Below are 18,851 nucleotides of genomic sequence, written 5' to 3'. Positions count from 1 at the left end.
CTGTACAATCACCACATCCCCCAGAAAGCCCTGGGACATGTCCCGCCCATCGAGGCCATGAAAAGATGGTACAAAGAAAAACCGGAACTTTTCATAAAAGTGCCACGTAATCGTCCGGGACCTGACACCTATGCCTTCATCTGACGAAAATAACGCCATTGCAATAATCGGCATTGCATTCCGTTTTCCAGGCGACCTTGCAGACGATACCAGTTTTTGGGAGGCGCTTAAGCAAAAGAAAGATCTGGTCACCCAGGTGCCCAGTGACCGCTGGGCCAGCAGCGAGCTTCAGCACACAAAGCGGTCTGAACCGGGTCGCAGCATTACCTTTTCCGCTGGGGTTCTCTCGCGTGTCGATGAGTTCGATGCCGAATTCTTTGGCATTTCACCGCGCGAGGCGGCGTGGCTTGATCCGCAGCAGCGATTGCTGCTAGAGCTGTCCTGGGAGGCGCTGGAAAACGCCGGCGTGCCGTTTTCGCGTCTGGCTGGCACCGATTGCGCCGTGTATGTTGGCATCTCCAGTCTCGACTACGGTACGCGCGGGCTCGATGACCTTGCTGCCATGTCGTCGCACTCGATGACGGGCAACACGCTCAGCATTGCCGCAAACCGTCTTTCCTACGTTTTCGATCTGCACGGTCCGTCGCTCGCCGTCGATACTGCCTGCTCGTCCTCCCTGGTCGCGCTGCATCTCGCCTGTCGTGCCTTGCAGACTGGCGAGGCCAGCACTGCGCTCGTCGGTGGGGTCAATTTGTTGTTGCATCCCTATCCCTTCGTCGGTTTTACCAAGGCCTCGATGCTGTCCGCTGATGGGCGCTGCAAGGCCTTCGATGCTTCTGGCAATGGTTATGTGCGCGCCGAGGGTGGGGCGGTGCTCCTGCTCAAGCCGCTGGCACAGGCGATGGCCGATGGCGACGATATCAAAGCGGTAATCCTTGCAACGGGCGTCAATGCTGACGGTGCACGCAAGACGGGTATCACCATTCCTAGCCGAGACGGTCAGGCCGAGCTGATGAGGAACGTCCTGGCGAAAACCAATCTGTCTGCACAGGACGTCGATTTTGTCGAGGCGCATGGCACAGGCACCATGGTGGGGGATCCCATCGAAGCTGCTGCCATCGGAGCGGTGTATGGGCAAGGTCGGAAGACGCCTCTGCCTATTGGCTCGGTCAAGGCCAATCTTGGCCACATGGAGGCTGCCTCCGGCATGGCGGGTCTGATCAAGGCGATCCTGGCGTTACAACATCGCGCACTGCCTCCGCAACTCCACCTCGAAACGCCGAATCCGCACATTGATTTCGTTGGACTCAATTTGCAGCCAGTCACCGAATATCTGCCGCTGGAAAAAGAATCCCCTCTGGTGGCCGGCGTCAACTCGTTCGGCTTTGGCGGCGCAAACGCGCACGTCCTGCTGCGTGAATACCGTCACGATGAGGAAAAAGCGTATACGCCAGAGGTGTTGCCGCCGCTTTTCCTCTCCGCGCGTACGGACGCGGCGCTGCGAGCGTTGGCTTCCCGTTATGCGGAACGGCTCAAGAACAGCTCGCCAACGGACTATTACGACATCGCCTATGCCGCAGCTCATCGGCGCGACCGCTTGGAAAAGCGCCTGGCACTCTATGCCAGGACACCCATTGATGCGGCAGAAAAACTGGCGATGTACGCCCAAGGCAATACTCCGGGCGGTTTGGTGCTCGAAGAACAATTGCCGCAATCGGGTGGCATGGCCTTTGTCTATTCCGGCAACGGCGCGCAGTGGGTGGGCATGGGCCTGCGCCTCATGGGCGAATCGCCGACTTTTGCCGACATCCTGGCCGAGCTTGACGCCCGCATGCAGCCCATCGCCGGCTTTTCGCTGCTGGCCGAGTTGCAGGCCAACGGGGAAGCCTCCCGCCTCGACGATACCGTCGTTGCCCAACCCTTGCTGTTTGCCATTCAGGTGGCCATCACCCGTTTGCTGAAAGCGCAGGGCATTGAGCCGTTAGCGGTAGCGGGCCATAGTGTGGGCGAAGTGGCTGCGGCTTGGGCCTGCGATGCGCTCGATCTCGACGCGGCCATCCGGGTGATCGTTGCCCGCAGCCGTGCCCAGGGCGAGACGCGCGGCACAGGCCGCATGGCTGCGGTCGGGCTGTCGGTGGAGGCCATGCAGGCTACTCTGGCAGAGTTGGGTGGAGACCTCGACATCACCATCGCCGGCATCAACAGTCCGAAGAACATCACTCTTTCTGGCTGCCAGGCCGATCTGGAGCGTGTCCAGTCGCATCTTGCGCCCAAAGGGGTCTTCTTCCGGCTGCTCGATCTCGACTACGCCTTCCATAGCCGGCAGATGGACCCGATCCGAGAGTCGCTGCTTGCCAGCCTGGCCGGGTTGGAAACCCGCACTACGACAGGAACGGTCTTTGTCTCTACCGTCACCGGCGATGCACTCGACGCCAATCAACTGGGTGCGGAATACTGGTGGCGCAACGTGCGTGAGCCTGTGCGGTTCTCCGAGGCCATCGCCACACTCGCTAAGCTTGGCTGTCGCAGCTTCATCGAAATCGGCCCGCATGCCATCTTGCAGCGCTATATCGGCGAATGCCTCACGTCGATTGGCACGAAGGGGCGGGTGCTACCTACTCTACGCAAAGAGGCCGATGGCTGGACATCCATCGTCGAGACCGTCTTGCGTGCCCACCTTCTGGCCGACCAACCGAACCTGGGTTCCTATTTCCCCCAGCCCGGGCGTCGTGTCCAGTTGCCTAACTATCCTTGGCAGCGCGAGCGGCATTGGCACCCGCGCACCAGCGAAAGCCTTTTGGCCATCGAACGGCGGCGCGTGCATCCGCTGTTGGGCTGGCGCATACCCGAGGCAGCGCACGCTTGGGAAAACCCCCTCGATCCGACGATTCTGCCTTGGCTCGCCGACCATCAGGTAGGGGGTGCCGTCGTCTTCCCCGGCGCAGCCTATGCCGAGATGGCGCTGGCAGCCGCCCGTGAATGGCTGGGCGGAGAGGCGCTGGCGTTCGAAGAGATGGATATCGTCTCTCCCATGGTCTTCGACGGCGAGCACGCGCGTTTGCTCCGTTTCGAACTCAACGAGCGGGACGGCAGCTTCCAGATCAAGAGCCGGCAGCGTTTGAGCCAGGATGCTTGGACACTCCATGCCGCCGGGCGGATTTTGCAGCCTGGCGTCGCCGCCCGGAGCGCACGGATTGCGCCGCCGTCAAGGGATAAGGCCAAGGTCGATCAGGAAACCCACTACCGCCTGGCTGCCACACTGGGTCTCGATTACGGACCGAGTTTTCAGGGTTTGCGCGTAGCCATCGTAGACGATAACTGTCTGCAAGCCGAGCTGGAACATCCCGCCGACCTGGCACAAGATGGCTACCTTATCCACCCGACCTTGCTGGATGTCTGCTACCAGTCGCTAGTCGATTTCTTCCGTACCGACATCGAAGCGGGCCGAGGCGTAGCCTTGCTCCCCGTCAAGACCGGTCGGCTTGAATATCAACGTGCAGGTAAACCGAGCCGGTTTCGCGCCCGGCTCACACGCCGCAGTGCACGCTCGGTGTTAGCGGATTTTGAGCTGTTCGATGCCGAAGATAACCTGATTGCCTGCGTCAGCGGCTGCCGTTTCCGCGCCGCGCCGCTTGCGCACAAGGCGCAGGAAAAAGTCTCACGCTGGAGCATTGACGCCTGGTTGCACCCGCATCCGGCAGAAGGCCTTAAGACCCAACTGCCATCCACGCAGGTGCTAGTCGAAGCCCTTCGGCTGGACATGGCGGAACAGGCGGAACCCCGCAGCCGCTGGTTCAAGGTGGCGTTGCCGCTCTTTGAAGCGCTCGTCGTCTCCTTCGCCTTCGAAGCCTTCCGGGCGATTGCTCAAAATGACGGCGATGCCCTGCAAAGGCTGATAAGTCCGTCCGACCCCTATGCCCGCTGGCTTGGCAGCCTGTTGCAGCAGGAAGGCCTGCTTTCCCGGCGCGAAGAGCATTGGCAACTGGCCGACGGCAGCGACCTGCCTGCCGCTGCGGACATCTGGCGCACGCTCGCGCGTGAGCACGGCGACGCCTTGCCACATCTGGTGCTGCTCGGTCGGGTGGGCCGCCACCTGCCGCACCTGCTGCTGAATCCATCCGAGCGGGCTGTCTTCCTCGACGCGCTGCGCCGTTCGCCCGTTGTGGAAACGCTTTATCAGGACGATCCAGCCTATGCCGGCATGAGTCAGGCGGTCGAGTACATCTTGCGCCATCTGGCTGGCGACTGGCCGGTGCATCGCCGCCTGCGCGTCCTGGAAATCGCCGATGGCTTAAGCGAAGTCCCTCGTTCCTTGCTGGCGGCACTGCCTGAAGACCGGCTCGACTATGTGCTGGCCTTGCCCGAAGCCGTGGCCGAACGTCAGCGGGCGGAATACGCCCACGCATCCAATCTCGTGATTGCCACGCTGGATTACGGGAGCTGGCAGTTGACCGCCGACACGCACTTGCCGGACAGGTTCGATGTCGTCCTTCTGCGTCACACCCTGCATCGGGCGGTGAGCCCGAAAGCCGCGCTCAACCAGGTGCGGCGCTGGCTGGCCGCCGGCGCCTGCCTTATCGTTTCCGAGCGTCACCCGGATTGGAGCGCCGACTTTCTGGCCGGTCTGGCAAACGATTGGTGGCACAAGGCCATGGAAGACGAAGCGCCGCATTCCTCGCTGATGCCGCCCGCCGCTTGGGCGGAGCTATTGCGGGCGGAGGGTTTCGAGGACGTGCGGGACTATGCTGAACCGCCGGCCGAGGGCCTTGCCGAAGGCGCCTATCTGCTCCTGGCGCGCGCGCCGGCCCAGTGGGAGACCGCCTTGCCCGTGACCGAACCGGCTGCGTGGTTGCTCCTTACCGATGCCGCTTCTTCGGAGCTGGTAGGCCATCTCTCCGCGCGGCTCGAATCGCAGGCGCAGCGGGTGATTACGGCGCACGCGCTGCCACAAAGCCTCACCGGCATCGACCACGTCGTGCACTTGCGGGGCTGGGCTGAGGCTCCGGATACCGCCCCGCGCCTGCTCGCCGAAGCCCTTGGGATCGTGCAAGCCCTCGCCGCGCACACCGCAAAAACGCCGCGCCTGTGGTTCATCACCCGCGGCGGTGCGCTGGCCTCAAACCTGCCGGCTACGGCCGAACCCAATCCACAGCAAGCCGCGCTTTGGGGGTTCGCTCGCGTGGTCATGAACGAATACCCTGCGCTCGCATGCACGCTGATCGACCTGGACTGCCAAGATGGCCTCGACCGGCTGGAAAACGAGCTGCTCTACCCCGACGGCGCATCCGAGATCCTGCTCACCGATACCGGCCGCTACACGCTGGTCATGCAGGAAGTCTCCGAGGATCAGTCACAGCGTGCAGCACCAGGGGAGCGCTTCCGTCTCGACTTCCATCTGCCTGGCCAGCTGCGCAACCTCGTCTGGTTGCCGCAGGAAGAAGCCGCGCTGGCTGATGAAGCTATCGAAGTCAAGGTGCAGGCTACAGGCCTCAACTTCCGCGACGTCATGTACCTCATGGGCCTTTTGCCGGACGAAGCGGTGGAAAAAGGCTTCGCCGGCGCCAGCCTGGGGCTGGAATTCGCTGGCATCGTCAGCCGCGTCGGGTCGCGCGTACGAGATTTCAGGCCGGGAGACAAAGTCATGGGCTTTGGCTCGGGCTGCTTCGCGAGTCATGTCATTACCCGCGCTGATGCCGTTGCTCGGATGCCGGAGGAATGGTCGTTCGAATCCGCCGCCACTGTGCCCACCGTGTTTTTTACAGTCTATTACGCGCTCAAGCACCTCGCAGACCTGCGACCGGGCGAGCGCGTGCTCATCCACGGCGGCGCCGGCGGGGTGGGCATTGCCGCCATCCAGCTCGCCAAATATCTCGGGGCAGAAGTCTTTGCCACCGCCGGCAGCGATGAAAAACGCGATTTCGTGCGCCTCCTGGGCGCCGATCACGTCTTCGACTCGCGCTCGCTTGCCTTTGCCGACAACATCCTTGCTGTAACGAATGGCGAAGGCGTCGATGTTGTGCTAAATTCACTGGCGGGCGAAGCCATCCGCCGCAATCTGGCAGTGCTCAAACCTTTTGGCCGTTTTCTCGAATTAGGCAAGCGTGACTTTTTTGAGAACACGCCCATCGGCTTGCGACCCTTCAAGGACAACATCAGCTACTTCGGCATCGATGCGGATCAGCTGCTCACCGGTCGGCCGCAATTGGCGGCACGTCTGTTCCGCGAGGTCATGGCCCTGTTCCGCGAAGGGGCGCTCACGCCTTTGCCTTGCCGGGTCTTTCCGGCCGAGCGCGTGGTCGATGCCTTCCGCACCATGCAGCAGGCGCGGCATATCGGCAAGGTAGTCGTCTCGCTTACCGACGCACGGCCGGCAGTCGAACGGCCGGTGACGGCTGCCGCGCCGCTGCAACTGAACAAAGACTCGACCTGGATCGTGACGGGCGGCCTTTCGGGCTTTGGCCTGGAATCGGCGCGCTGGCTGGCCGCGCGTGGCGCAGGAAATCTCGTCCTGGTGGGGCGTCGTGGTCTGGATACCCCGGGTGCTAGAGAAGCAGTCGAAGATTTAACGACCAAGGGCATCCAGGTGCTGGCGATTTCCTGCGACATCAGCGATCCTGCAGCAGTAGCGCGCATGGTCGAGCAGGTGCGCAAGTCTTGCCCGCCCATCCAGGGCGTGTTGCACGCGGCGGCCGTTTTTGACGATGCCCTCGTGCAAAACCTCGACGCTACGCGCATGGAAGCCGTACTCGCACCCAAGCTACTGGGCGCCTGGCACTTGCATCAGGCCACGCTCGGCATTCCGCTCGAACACTTCGTGCTCTATTCCTCCATCACCACCGCCATCGGCAACCCCGGCCAGGCCAACTACGTCGCCGCCAATGCCGGGCTAGAAAGTCTGGCCGTAATGCGCCGACACCTCGGCCTGCCCGCCGCCTGCATCGGCTGGGGCCCCATCGGCGATGCCGGCTATCTCACCCGCTTTGAGGCGGTGCGCGACAGCTTGGGCCAGCGCCTCGGCAAACCGCCGTTGCGTACGCTGGAGGCCTTGAACGAGCTCGACCATTTACTGCCTCAAGGCCGCTCGCTGGCTGTTGCCAATTTCGACTGGAACACGCTGGCACGTCTGCTGCCTTCCGTTACTCGCGGTCGTTTTTCCCTTCTCAACCGCAGCCTCAAAAGCGCCAGCCTATCGGAAAACGAAGCGGATTTTCAAACGCTCATTGTCGGCAAATCGCCTGAAGAAGTTGCCGTCATCGTCCAGCAACTGGTGGTGCAGGAAGTCGCACAAATCCTCGCCATCGGCGCCGATCGTATTGACCCCACACGCAGCCTGCATGATCTGGGGCTTGACTCGCTCATGGCCGTCGAACTGGCGCTGGGGCTGGAACAACGCTTTGGCATTCAGTTGCCGGTGATGATGCTCAACGAGTCGCCCACGGTGGAAAAGGTCGCTCAGCGCATCGTCGAACGATTGCTCGGCGGCACTGACGAGGGCGATTCAACCCCCAACCCGGTCGATGCCGTGGTTCAGGGCATCGCCAAGCAGCATGGCGAAGCCGTGGCTGCCGAAGAATTACTGCAGATCACCCAGGATGTCCGCACGCTACAAAAACAAGGTACGAGGCTCACCGCATGACCCGGTCATCACTCGACCTTAAGGCCAAGCAACAGCTCATCGAGCGTTTCCTCGGCAAAAAAGTCGGCGCTGACGGGACGGCGCCTCAGACGACCGCTACCCGTTCGTTGTATCGCGCCAAGGTGCCGGAAGCCTTTACCCGCTTCGACCGCCACCCCGGCTACGAAAAGATGCTGGTGCCCAAGGCGGCGGCGGACCGGCTGGGCTTACGCAACCCGTTCTTCATCGCCCACGACGGCGTGGCCGGCGCAGTCACCCGCATCAATGGGCGTGAATTCATTAATTTTTCCAGTTACAACTACCTGGGTCTGGCTGGGCATCCTGCCGTCAACAAGGCTGCGAAGGACGCCATCGACCGCTATGGCACCTCTGCCTCCGCCAGCCGCTTGGTCGCGGGTGAACGCCCCATCCAGCGTGAACTGGAAGAAGCCCTGGCGGAGCTCTATGAGGTCGAAGACTGCGTGGTCTTCGTCAGCGGCCACGCCACCAATGTATCGACCATCGGTTATCTCTTTGGCCCGAAAGACCTCGTCATCCACGACTCGCTTATCCACAACAGCGTGCTCGAAGGCATCAAGCTCGCTGGAAGCACGCGGCGCAGCTTTACGCACAACGACACGGCGATGCTTGACAACATCCTGGCCGAAATTCGCGGCCAGTTCGAGCGCGTGCTCATCGTCGTCGAAGGGCACTACAGCATGGATGGCGATATTCCGGACCTGCCCGCGCTTATTGACATCAAGCGCCGCCATGGCTGTTTTCTAATGGTGGACGAAGCCCATGCCCTGGGCGTGCTGGGCGCAACCGGCAAAGGCATCCGCGAGCACTATGGCGTACCGGGCAAGGACGTGGACATCTGGATGGGCACCTTAAGCAAGACCCTGGCCGGTTGCGGCGGCTATATCGCTGGCGAGCGGGCCTTGGTCGAGCACCTCAAATACGCTGCGCCGGGCTTCGTTTACAGCGTCGGCATCGCCCCGCCGTTGGCAGCCGCATCGCTCGCCGCGCTCAGAATCATGCTCAATGAGCCCGAGCGTGTTGCACGCTTGCAGGAAAACGGCCGGATGTTCCTCAAGATGGCGAAAGAAAGCGGGATCGATGTCGGCACCTCGCAGGGCTTCGCCATCGTGCCTGCGATTACCGGTAGCTCTCTCAAGGCGGCAAAGCTGTCCAACCGGCTTTTTGACAGCGCCATCAACGTCCAGCCCATCGTCTATCCGGCGGTGGAGGAAAAGGCGGCGCGGTTGCGGTTCTTTTTGAGCAGCCTGCACACAGAAGCTCAAATCAAACAAACCGTTCAAATGCTCAAGGAAACTGCATAATGCAGCACTATACAATCATCCCCGTCATCCTGTGCGGCGGCGCCGGTTCGCGCCTTTGGCCTGTCTCGCGCGAGATGCACCCCAAGCCCTTCATTCGCTTAAGCGATGGTCAAAGCCTATTGCAAAAGGCTTTCTTGCGCGGCGCGCAGTTGCCGGACGTATCCGAAATCCTCACGGTCACCAACCGTGAGCTTTTCTTCAAGACCGAAGACGAATACCGCGAAGTCAACGTGCGCCGGTTAGCCACCTCCTTCTTGCTCGAACCCTTCGGGCGCAACACGGCGGCGGCGGTCGCGGCGGCAGCGCTGTATGTCGCGGCAAAACAGGCCGATGCCATCCTCCTCGTGCTGCCAGCCGATCATTTGATCGCCGATCAGAGCGCCTTCGCCAAAGCAGTGGAGGAGGCGCGACGATTGGCGGAGCAGGGCAAGCTCGTCACCTTCGGCATCCAGCCCGTCGCCCCCGAAACCGGCTATGGCTACATCGAGGCCGACGGCCACCGCGTGCTGCGCTTCGTCGAAAAGCCCGATGCCGCCACAGCCGCCGCCTACCTTAAAACCGGCCGCTTTTACTGGAACTCGGGCATGTTCTGCTTCAAGGCTACGACCATGCTCGAGGAAATGCGCCAGCACTGCGCAGGCATTCTCGATGCCGTACAAACCTGCCTCACCCAATCCCGCTGCGTCGAGGGCAAAGGCCTCACCCAATGCGAGCTGGAACCCGACGGCTTCGCGAAGGTCCCCGACATCTCCATCGACTACGCTGTCATGGAAAAATCCGACCGCGTGGCGGTCGTGCCCTGCGACATCGGCTGGAGCGACATCGGCTCCTGGTCGGCGCTCGGCGAACTGTCCACAGCCGATGCGAACGGCAACCGGGTCGAAGGCGAAGCCCTGTTGCACGATGTCGAAAACTGTTTCATCCATAGCGACGGGCGCCTGGTGGGTGCGGTGGGCGTCCACGATCTCATCATCGTCGACACCCCCGATGCCCTGCTGGTCGCCGACAAGGCGCGCGCCCAGGACGTCAAGCACCTCTACAACCAACTCAAGGCAAGCGGCCACGAAGCCCACAAGCTGCACCGCACCGTGCATCGCCCTTGGGGCGACTACACTGTGCTGGAAGAGGGTGACCGCTACAAGATCAAGCGCATCGTCGTCAAACCCGGCGCCAGCCTGAGCCTGCAAATGCACCACCACCGCAGCGAACACTGGATCGTCGTGCAAGGCATGGCCAAGGTCGTTAACGGAGAGAAAGAATTTTTCGTCGCCGCCAACGAATCCACCTACATTCCCGCCGGCCACCGGCACCAGCTCGCCAACCCGGGTGTTCTGCCGCTGGTGATGATCGAAGTGCAATGCGGAGATTACGTAGGCGAAGACGATATCGTGCGTTTCGAGGATGTTTATGGCCGTGCCTGATACCGATCCGCTGTTGCGGCACAATGTCGAATCGAGGGGGCAATGCCGTCTCACGCCCATGTCTCGATTCTCGAAAATCTGATCAAGAGCGATATTTGATGAACATGCCCGCCTCGGTAACCGGACGCCTCAAACCAGCCGGTCTTCGCCATGCTTGGCAGACGCACAAACTTTTTTGGCTCACCGTTGTTCTGCCGACACTGATGGCTATTTTGTATTTCGGCTTCATCGCCGCCGACGTTTACATCAGCGAATCCCGCTTTGTCGTGCGCAGTCCTGAGCGGATCACGGCATCTCCGCTGGGCATGTTACTCAAAGGCACGGGTTTTACCCGCGCCCAAGATGATAGCTACACAGTGCTGGATTTCATACTCTCACGTGATGCCCTTCGCGCGCTGGATAAAAAACTCAAGATGCGTGAGGTATATAAGAAGGGCGACGTGTTCAGTCGCTTTCCCGGCCTCGACTGGGACGACAGCTACGAGAACATGCATCGCTACTACCGAAAAATGGTCAGCGTGCAACTCGATCCGATTTCCTCCATCGTTACGGTAACGGTGCGCGCTTTTAGTGCCGAAGAGGCACAGCAAATCAACCAGTACTTGCTCGATATGAGCGAAGCGCTGGTCAACCAGCTTAATGAGCGCGGTCGTCGGGATATGATCCGTTTTGCTGCCAACGAAGTGGCCGAGGCCGAAAAGAATGCTAAGCTGGCAGCGCTGGCGCTGGCACGCTACCGCAATGAAAAAGGCGTGATTGACCCCGAAAAACAATCCGTTATTCAAATGCAACAGATCGCGAAATTGCAGGATGAGCTGATTACGACCAAATCGCAGCTGGCACAGCTGAAACTGCTAACCGAAGAGAACCCGCAAATCCCAGTGCTAAAAAATCGCATCGAGATCCTGGAAGCTGAAATTGCACGGGAATCGAGCCGTGTTGCTGGCAGCGAGCGTTCACTGGCTAGCAAAGCGGCAGAATTTCAGCGTTTGGCACTTGAAAAAGAATTCGCGGATAAGCAACTGGCCAGCGCATTAACTTCTCTTGAACATGCGCGCAACGAAGCTCAGCGCCAACAACTCTATCTTGAACGCATTGCCCAGCCCAGCCTGCCGGATGCTGCGATGGAGCCGCGCCGCCTGCGCGCTATTATCGCCGTCTTCGTGCTGGGTCTGATTGCCTGGGGCGTACTTACCATGCTCATTGCAGGCATCAAGGAGCACATGGATTGATGGACAAAACTCCTCTTGCCCGTTCGCTAGCTATCCAGTTCCGGGTTATACACGCCCTGCTGCTACGCGAGGTGATCACGCGCTATGGCCGGCATGGGCTGGGGGCGCTATGGATCATACTCGAACCTATGCTCTTTACCTTGGGCGTGACGGGGCTCTGGTATTTTGCGAAACTTCACACAGTATCCAACATACCTATTGTTGCTTTCTCCATCACCGGTTATTCAACCGTGCTGATGTGGCGAAACGCAGCCAACCGTTGTTCCAAGGCCATAGAGCCCAATCTTTCTTTAATGTATCACCGCAATGTCAAGGTCATCGACATCTTCCTTTCACGCATCATCTTGGAGTGGGTCGGCGCGACGACATCGTTAATTTTGTTGACAATATTTTTTGCCAGCGTTGGCACGATGGATATGCCCAACGACATACTGCTCGTCATCGGCGGCTGGCTGTTGCTGGCCTGGTTTTCGTTGGCGCTTGGTTTGATCGTCGGCGCCGTTTCCGAACGCTCGGAAACCTTCGAACGTACTTGGCATGTGGTAACATACCTCATGTTCCCACTATCTGGCGCCCTGTTCATGGTCGATTGGTTACCCACAGCAGCGCAAGAAATTTTGCTATGGCTACCGATGGTGCATGGTGTCGAAATGATTCGCCATGGTTATTTTGGCGACGTGATCAAGACCCATGAAGATCCCGCCTATTTTGCTTTTGCCAACTTAGCTCTCGCGTTGATTGGTTTAGCGCTTGTGCGTGAAGGCGGCAGAAGAGTGCAGCCAGAATGATTACCTTAACCTGTATCACTAAGCGTTATCTGACGCGCAGTGGCCGGCATACTGTGTTAGACGGTATCGACCTCACAATTCGTCACGGCGAAAAAATCGGCATACTCGGGCGCAATGGTGCTGGTAAATCCACACTTATACGCATTCTTTCCGGTGCTGAGCTGCCTGACTCCGGGAAAATCCATCGAGGCATGAGCATTTCTTGGCCGCTCGCCTTCGGTGGTGCATTCCAGGGAAGTTTGACTGGACTGGACAATCTCAAGTTCATTTGTCGTGTATACGGCGTTGATTATCGTGACAAGATTGACTACGTGCAGGATTTCGCTGAATTGGGGAGATATTTTCGTGAGCCGGTTAAAACCTATTCGTCCGGCATGCGGTCACGTCTTGCCTTCGCCATATCCCTGGCTGTTGAATTTGACTGCTTTTTGATTGACGAGGTGATTTCTGTTGGAGATGCGCGATTTCATGCCAAGTGTCAAGTGGAACTGTTCGAAAAACGCAAGGACCGGGCGATGGTGATGGTGTCGCATGAGCTTCATAACCTCAAAGAGCACTGCAAGCGAATCTACGTGCTACACCAGGGGAAACTGCTCTCATTTACGCATGTCAATGAAGCATACGATTATTACAACCAGAATTGCTGAACCATGAGTGATAAAATAATAAAAGTCTTGCTTGAAATGCGCCCCGCGCTAGAAGGGTATGCCGGCATTCCTCAAGAGGTTCGCCTTTTATTCCGTGGATTGAGAACACTCGACTCAGTTTATGTGGAGGGTATGCTGCAGACTTCTAACCGGCGATTGGCGAAGGGACTACCCGCAAAAGAACCACTTTGGAGGAAAAAACTGTCTACGGCACAGAAGTATAGGAAGCTATCGAAAGTCGTTATCTCGCTGACCGAGAATTCTTATCTGAACGTGTTAGATCTTATAGCTGAATGGCTTCAAAAAAAAGCGGACGAATTTATTCTTCGCGGTGGAGCCCTGACTAATCTTGGCAAGGTTCGATTAACGAAATTTGAAGCAGCGGGATTCGACGATTTTACGTGGCGAACTCTCTTTTCACGAACGCTTCCTGCATCCGACTTCGGTTTAGTCGCCAAGGCTAATTTCCGTGTCAATCGCGTGCCTTGGCGCATGATGCATATGGTTGGATTGAAAAATTTAAACTGGAGTCAAAAACCACTGTACCCGAAGCTTGACACCAGAGATTTCGATGTATTCATTGGTCAAACTCCTTATCCGGCGCGTATCTGTAAATCTACAAAGATGGTGATACGCTACCATGATGCCATACCCGTTTATATGCCACACACGATTCCGGAAAAATCATTTCATCAGGCGACTCATTTCTATGCACTGTTGAGCAATGTAGCATCCGGGGCTTGGTTTGCCTGCGTCTCTGAGGCGACGCGTCAAGACTTGCTGCGCATGTTTCCAGAGGTGCGCGATCGGGCGGTTGTGATTCACAACATGGTATCGCACCACTACTACGAAGAAGATTCAGCATTCGATCTTGTACCAGGCATTGTGAGGTCAAGGTATTACGGCTATGACCCATACGTGCGCGACTCAGCGTGGGTGCCAAAATTTCTAAGTCTCTGCGAACAGGAAAACTTCTTTTCAAGGAATTTGCCAAGAAAAGAAGAAAAATATCTGCTCATGGTCTCAACGATCGAGCCTAGAAAAAATCACCTCCGATTACTTGCAGCATGGGAGGTAATCAGAGCAGAATTTGATCCAAACATCAAGCTCATTGTTGTAGGAACACTCGGATGGGATTACGAAGCTATTCTTAAGGCGTTCAAATCCTGGATCGATCGCGGTCAGTTGTTCATGCTGAGTGCGGTACCAGCTCCTGATTTGCGTGTGCTATATCGACATGCAGCCGCTACAGTGTGTCCAAGCCTTGGCGAGGGTTTCGACTATTCTGGTGTCGAATCAATGGCTTGTGGTGGCATCACCATCGCCTCCGACATCCCTGTGCATAGAGAGATCTATGGTGATGCCGCAGAATATTTTGATCCTTACTCCACGATAAGCCTGGTTAATGCACTTAAGAAAGTTCTCTATAGTCCGGATGCGGTTAGGATACGCGCTCAGATGCAGGAACGCGGCAGAGTAATAGCTGCACGCTACCGACCTGAGCACATTTTGCCGCAATGGGAATCTTTTCTGCGCAGCATTTCCGATTGATTGAAGATCGACATGCAGTCTGTACTGTTAAATAATTGTCATATCATGGATTATCTAAGTGTCATATCCCGGATGATAGTATAGACCCTAAGCGTTGCGGGTACCTGTTGGGGGAAGGAGGCTTTGGGAGCGCTGATGGCGGAACTGAAGCGGCAGATGAAGGAGGTGTGAAGATGCAAATATCCCTACACAAGATGGCGCGAACGACCCCGGCCGTGCGCGCCGAGATCGCGGCGAGCAAAGAGCCTGTGGCCAAGCTGGCCCGGCGTTACAATGTCACGGAGGCGACGGTGCGCAAATGGCGTCAGCGCGACGACTTTCTCGATCGTTCGCACACACCGCACCGCCTGCAGACGAGGCTGACTGCGGCGCAGGAGGCGGTCGTTGTCGAGCTGCGCAAGCTTCTGAAAATCCCGCTCGATGACCTGTTGGCCCTGACGCGCGAATATCTGTGCCCGACCGTGTCGCGCTCCGGGCTCGATCGCTGCTTGCGCCGGCACGGGGTGGGCAGCCTGCGGGCGATGCTGCCCAAGGAAGAGCGTGCAAGACAGCCGGCCAAGACCGAGCCTGGATTTTTTCACATCGACATCAAGTACCTGCCGCAGATGGGTGATGATGTGAGGCGCCGCTATCTGTTCGTCGCCATCGAGCGCTTAACAAGCATGGTCTTTCACAAAGTCATGCCGGCCAAGACGGCGCGAGTCCCTCGCTTCCTCGACTACCTCGCCAAGGTCTCGCCCTTGAAGATTAAGAAGATCCTGACGGACAACGGCAAGGTGTTTACCGACCGCCTGTTTGGCAGCCGTGAGAAGCCCACGGGTGAGCATGAGTTTGATCGGCTGTGTGCTGCCTTGGGCATCGAGCATCGTTTGACACGTCCCCGTCGGCCGCAAACCAACGGCATGGTCGAACTTGAAGGTCCGCATTGCCGACATCCTGCGCACCCACCACTTCAAGGATGGGGAGACCTTGGAAAGAACCATCGATCGCTACGTCTGGCTGTACAACGACCACCTGTGGCTTCCGGCACTCGGCGCACGCACCCCTTTCCAGGTCATGAGAGAACTGTATGACAGGGATCAGAGCTTATTCCATAAGCGCCCTTACAATGACCAGGGACTTGGCACTAAAAGTCATCCGGAACTTCACATTAATGTCGATACGAGGTAGGTTGTGCAATCTGCGGATTCGGAGTGGAGTTAAAATGTCAAAACATCAAAATAACCGTATGGAGATACTTTCGATTATCGAGCCGTTTCTTGATTACGATCTTGCATCCTTACGACTAAAACTCGTTGACGATCTAATTGTTGAGCGATATCGATATGATTTGTCTCAGAAGATTTCAAATCTGGAGCACAAAGAGCAGGTCGATATTCTAATCGGTGTGCTATCGGAAATAAAAGCTGAAATGCACTATCTGAAATCTGCTTATGTTGAGAAAGTACGTTATCGTGATCCAAATTTCAATATCGATATACCCAAATCTCCTGATGTGATCAGTCCGGACGTCTTTGATATCGATATGCGCGGTGATATTACCGGTTCAAACTGGTGGCACTCAGAGCCGACAGGTCGCTGGGCCGGTCCTGATAATCAATCCACCGTACTATTCCCCGCATTGGGGCATGGGAAATACCGGGTTGAAATCTCGGTGGTCGATGAAATCGATAGTGGAATAATTGATAGAATGCGCACGAGCTTTAACGGATCTGCATTACTAATGCATCGGAACGGGCAGGGTCTTCCTTGTGAACTGGTTGCAGAGGTCGACGTACCAGAAACTTATCTTTTGCCTTTCTGGACGATCAAGTTCGAATTCAACAAGCTGAAATCGCCACGCGAAAAAGGGATTCCGGATGATCGGAGATTGGCCATCATGCTCGACCACATCCGATTGACGAGGCGACTAGGATAATCTATGAATTTACAAGGCTATCTATGAACATTCTCTGGATATCACCCACACCCTCTCATCCGCAAGATGCAGGAAATCGGGCGCACATTCATGCGCTAGGCAGGCGGATACTGTCTGCAGGACACTTGGTTACTTTTCTTCTTTACGATCAAGAAGGCGCTGGCTCAAGTCCCGCCGCTATTGATGCCATGCGCGGCTTTTGGTCAGAAATAGTTGTCGTCCCTCACAAGACCCACAACAGAAAAAAGACTCAAGGCGATTTATGGGGCATCGATGATTGGTTTAACGAAGATATTGCCTCTGCTATCAGAATTCTGGCTTCGCTTAAGAATTACGATGCGGTCATCAGTGAGTACGTTTTTTTCAGCAAGGCTTTGACTCTATTTGATAGGCGGGTTCTGAAAATTCTCAACTGCCATGATCGCATGGGTGGCCGTGCGGATATCTTGCAGCGTAATGGTATATCTCCCGACTTTTTTTACACGACGCCTGAGCAAGAAAAAATTGGGCTAGACCGGGCCGATCTTATCCTGGCCATCCAGGAGGATGAAAAGAATTACTTTCAGTCAATCACGTCGAGATGCGTCATGGAGTTGGGGCATCCCATCGAAGTCAACTTGCTGGCACATGGCAGTCGGAAGGCGGGTTTGTTGCGCGTTGGCTATCTCGGTTCGGGCAATTCGCTTAACAGAAAATCTCTGGAAGTCTTTCTCGCGGCATTCCGAAACCGCCCTGCACTGTCCAAAAAGGTGAAACTGGTTTTGGCGGGCAGTATATGTAACACCGTCAAGGACCCAGATATCGAACGTTTGGGCTTCGTTGAAAATGAGAGTGATTTTTTTAACGAGATCGATCTTTTTATTAACCCGATGATTGATGGAACTGGCCTCAAAATCAAAACACTTTCGGCCTTGCGGCATGGGGTTCCATTTCTTGCAACGGCACCGGCCAGTGTTGGGCTGCCAACCTCCATTTCTGAGCACACTTGCGACAGCATCGAAAGCCTAATCGACCATCTTGATGAGATTGCTAGTGAACCTCAGAAGCGTTTGTCTGAACTCAGGGATGCGACCCTTGACTGCCTGAATGCCTACCAGCAACGCGTTGATCAGCAGTTCGATGGTCTGCTTCGTGCACTATCGACACGTAGCATCGCCCACTTGCGCCGCAAGCGGGTGTTGTTGGTGACAGATATCCCGTTTTGGGAACCCGGGGTTGGTAACCACTCCCGTATCTTGCAGCTTTGCAAAGCATTGCGGGCAGAGTTTGATTTACAGGTTTTCTTCTTCGGTTCGATTTGGCCGGATCGAGCGAGAGCGATTGCGGTAATTGGTCTAGCTGGTATCATTGTCAGCTATAAAGCTTATGAATCAAGAGCCAAAGATATCCCATTTAAAACTAGCATACCTGCCCACGAGGGATTGAAACGGGCACGCCATGACATCTTTGGAAAGTCGCTCGCCTTGTTTTTGAGAGAACAGCCTCGGTACGACGCTGTCATTTTTGAGTATTTATGGATGGCGTACTTGCGCGATGCTCTGCCTTACCAGGCGGTACGTATTCTCGATACGCACGACCTGATGGCGCCCAGAGAGTATCGATTCGCAATACAAGGCTTAAAGACAGGGGTCTCGATCACATTGAAGGATGAAGTGGCGATCTTGGCGAAATTTGACGCACTTATTGCTATTCAGAATGAGGAAGCCAGGTGGATGGCGCGTCTTCTGCCGAACAAGATCGTCTTGTGCTGTCCGCATGGGGTGGAAAGCGTTAGCAACACCTTGACCGCAAGCTTGGAGGCGCGCAGAAGTGGTAACCTGCGCCTGGGTTTTGTGGGTGGCGGCAGCAATGAAAATGCGGAGGCTATGCGATGGTTTTTGCATGAAGTCTGGCCAGTAGTCAGTCTGCTTGCCATCGAACTGCATATCTATGGCAATGTGTGCGAAAAACTGCGCGACCACCCGCTGGACCCTGGTGTAACCCTGCACGGCCTGTTGCCAGTACTGGATGCGGCCTACGCCAATTGCGATGTGATAATCAACCCCATCATACATGGTGGCGGGCTCAAGATCAAGTCTGTCGAGGCCCTGTCAAGGCAAAGTAGAAATGTCCGCCCTCTGAGCAAGTTAGAAATGTCCGGTTTGACGCCGAAGGTATGTCCTCATGGGCTGGCCCATGGGCCAGCCCATGAGGGCGGAGCGCTGAAGAGACGACGCCAGGGGTGCTCAGGGCCGGGACACCATGGCTGTTTGACTTGGCGCGCTTTGAGGATGTCATCCACCCGCGCATTGAGCGTCTTGTCATCGACGGCGCTGGGGGTGGCTGGAGCAGGATCG

At 57.0% G+C, this 18,851-nt stretch carries 9 protein-coding genes and 2 pseudogenes; all 11 read left to right on the top strand.

Going from position 1 to position 18,851, the window contains the following annotated elements; genetic code table 11:
* A pseudogene (locus Tchar_RS14105) lies at window positions 1-144 on the top strand (IS481 family transposase); the annotation flags it as partial.
* A complete protein-coding gene (locus tag Tchar_RS11745) occupies window positions 131-7,636 on the top strand; it encodes a type I polyketide synthase (protein ID WP_144329202.1) in 7,506 nt (2,501 codons plus the stop codon). The pseudogene Tchar_RS14105 and the gene Tchar_RS11745, both read left to right, overlap by 14 nt.
* Window positions 7,633-8,958 carry an aminotransferase class I/II-fold pyridoxal phosphate-dependent enzyme gene (locus tag Tchar_RS11740; RefSeq protein WP_144329201.1) on the top strand — a complete coding sequence of 442 codons (1,326 nt, stop codon included), beginning with the start codon at window positions 7,633-7,635 and terminating at the stop codon, window positions 8,956-8,958. The genes Tchar_RS11745 and Tchar_RS11740 overlap by 4 nt, the downstream gene beginning before the upstream one ends.
* Window positions 8,958-10,379, top strand: a complete 1,422-nt coding sequence (locus Tchar_RS11735) for a mannose-1-phosphate guanylyltransferase/mannose-6-phosphate isomerase (protein WP_144329200.1) — start codon at window positions 8,958-8,960, stop codon at window positions 10,377-10,379. The genes Tchar_RS11740 and Tchar_RS11735 overlap by 1 nt, the downstream gene beginning before the upstream one ends.
* Window positions 10,380-10,477: 98 nt before the next feature.
* Entirely contained in the window at window positions 10,478-11,611 is a 1,134-nt protein-coding gene (locus tag Tchar_RS11730; protein ID WP_144329199.1) for a hypothetical protein, read from the top strand.
* On the top strand, window positions 11,611-12,399 hold the full coding sequence (locus Tchar_RS11725) for an ABC transporter permease (protein ID WP_144329198.1): 789 nt from the start codon (window positions 11,611-11,613) through the stop codon (window positions 12,397-12,399). The genes Tchar_RS11730 and Tchar_RS11725 overlap by 1 nt, the downstream gene beginning before the upstream one ends.
* Window positions 12,396-13,046: an ABC transporter ATP-binding protein gene (locus Tchar_RS11720; RefSeq protein WP_144329197.1), complete on the top strand. Its 651-nt coding sequence runs from the start codon at window positions 12,396-12,398 to the stop codon at window positions 13,044-13,046. The genes Tchar_RS11725 and Tchar_RS11720 overlap by 4 nt, the downstream gene beginning before the upstream one ends.
* Before the next feature lie 3 nt (window positions 13,047-13,049).
* Window positions 13,050-14,597: a glycosyltransferase family 4 protein gene (locus Tchar_RS11715; RefSeq protein WP_144329196.1), complete on the top strand. Its 1,548-nt coding sequence runs from the start codon at window positions 13,050-13,052 to the stop codon at window positions 14,595-14,597.
* A gap of 173 nt (window positions 14,598-14,770) precedes the next feature.
* A pseudogene (locus Tchar_RS11710) lies at window positions 14,771-15,767 on the top strand (DDE-type integrase/transposase/recombinase).
* A 34-nt stretch (window positions 15,768-15,801) separates the two neighbouring features.
* Window positions 15,802-16,515, top strand: coding sequence for a hypothetical protein (locus tag Tchar_RS11705; RefSeq protein ID WP_144329195.1), 714 nt, complete (start codon window positions 15,802-15,804; stop codon window positions 16,513-16,515).
* Window positions 16,516-16,538: 23 nt separating this feature from the next.
* On the top strand, window positions 16,539-18,851 hold a 2,313-nt coding region (locus tag Tchar_RS11700; RefSeq protein ID WP_144329194.1), incomplete at its 3' end, for a glycosyltransferase.

It is taken from the genome of Tepidimonas charontis (genome assembly GCF_007556685.1).
GTDB lineage: Bacteria > Pseudomonadota > Gammaproteobacteria > Burkholderiales > Burkholderiaceae_C > Tepidimonas > Tepidimonas charontis.
This window is presented reverse-complemented; position numbering and strand designations above follow the sequence as displayed.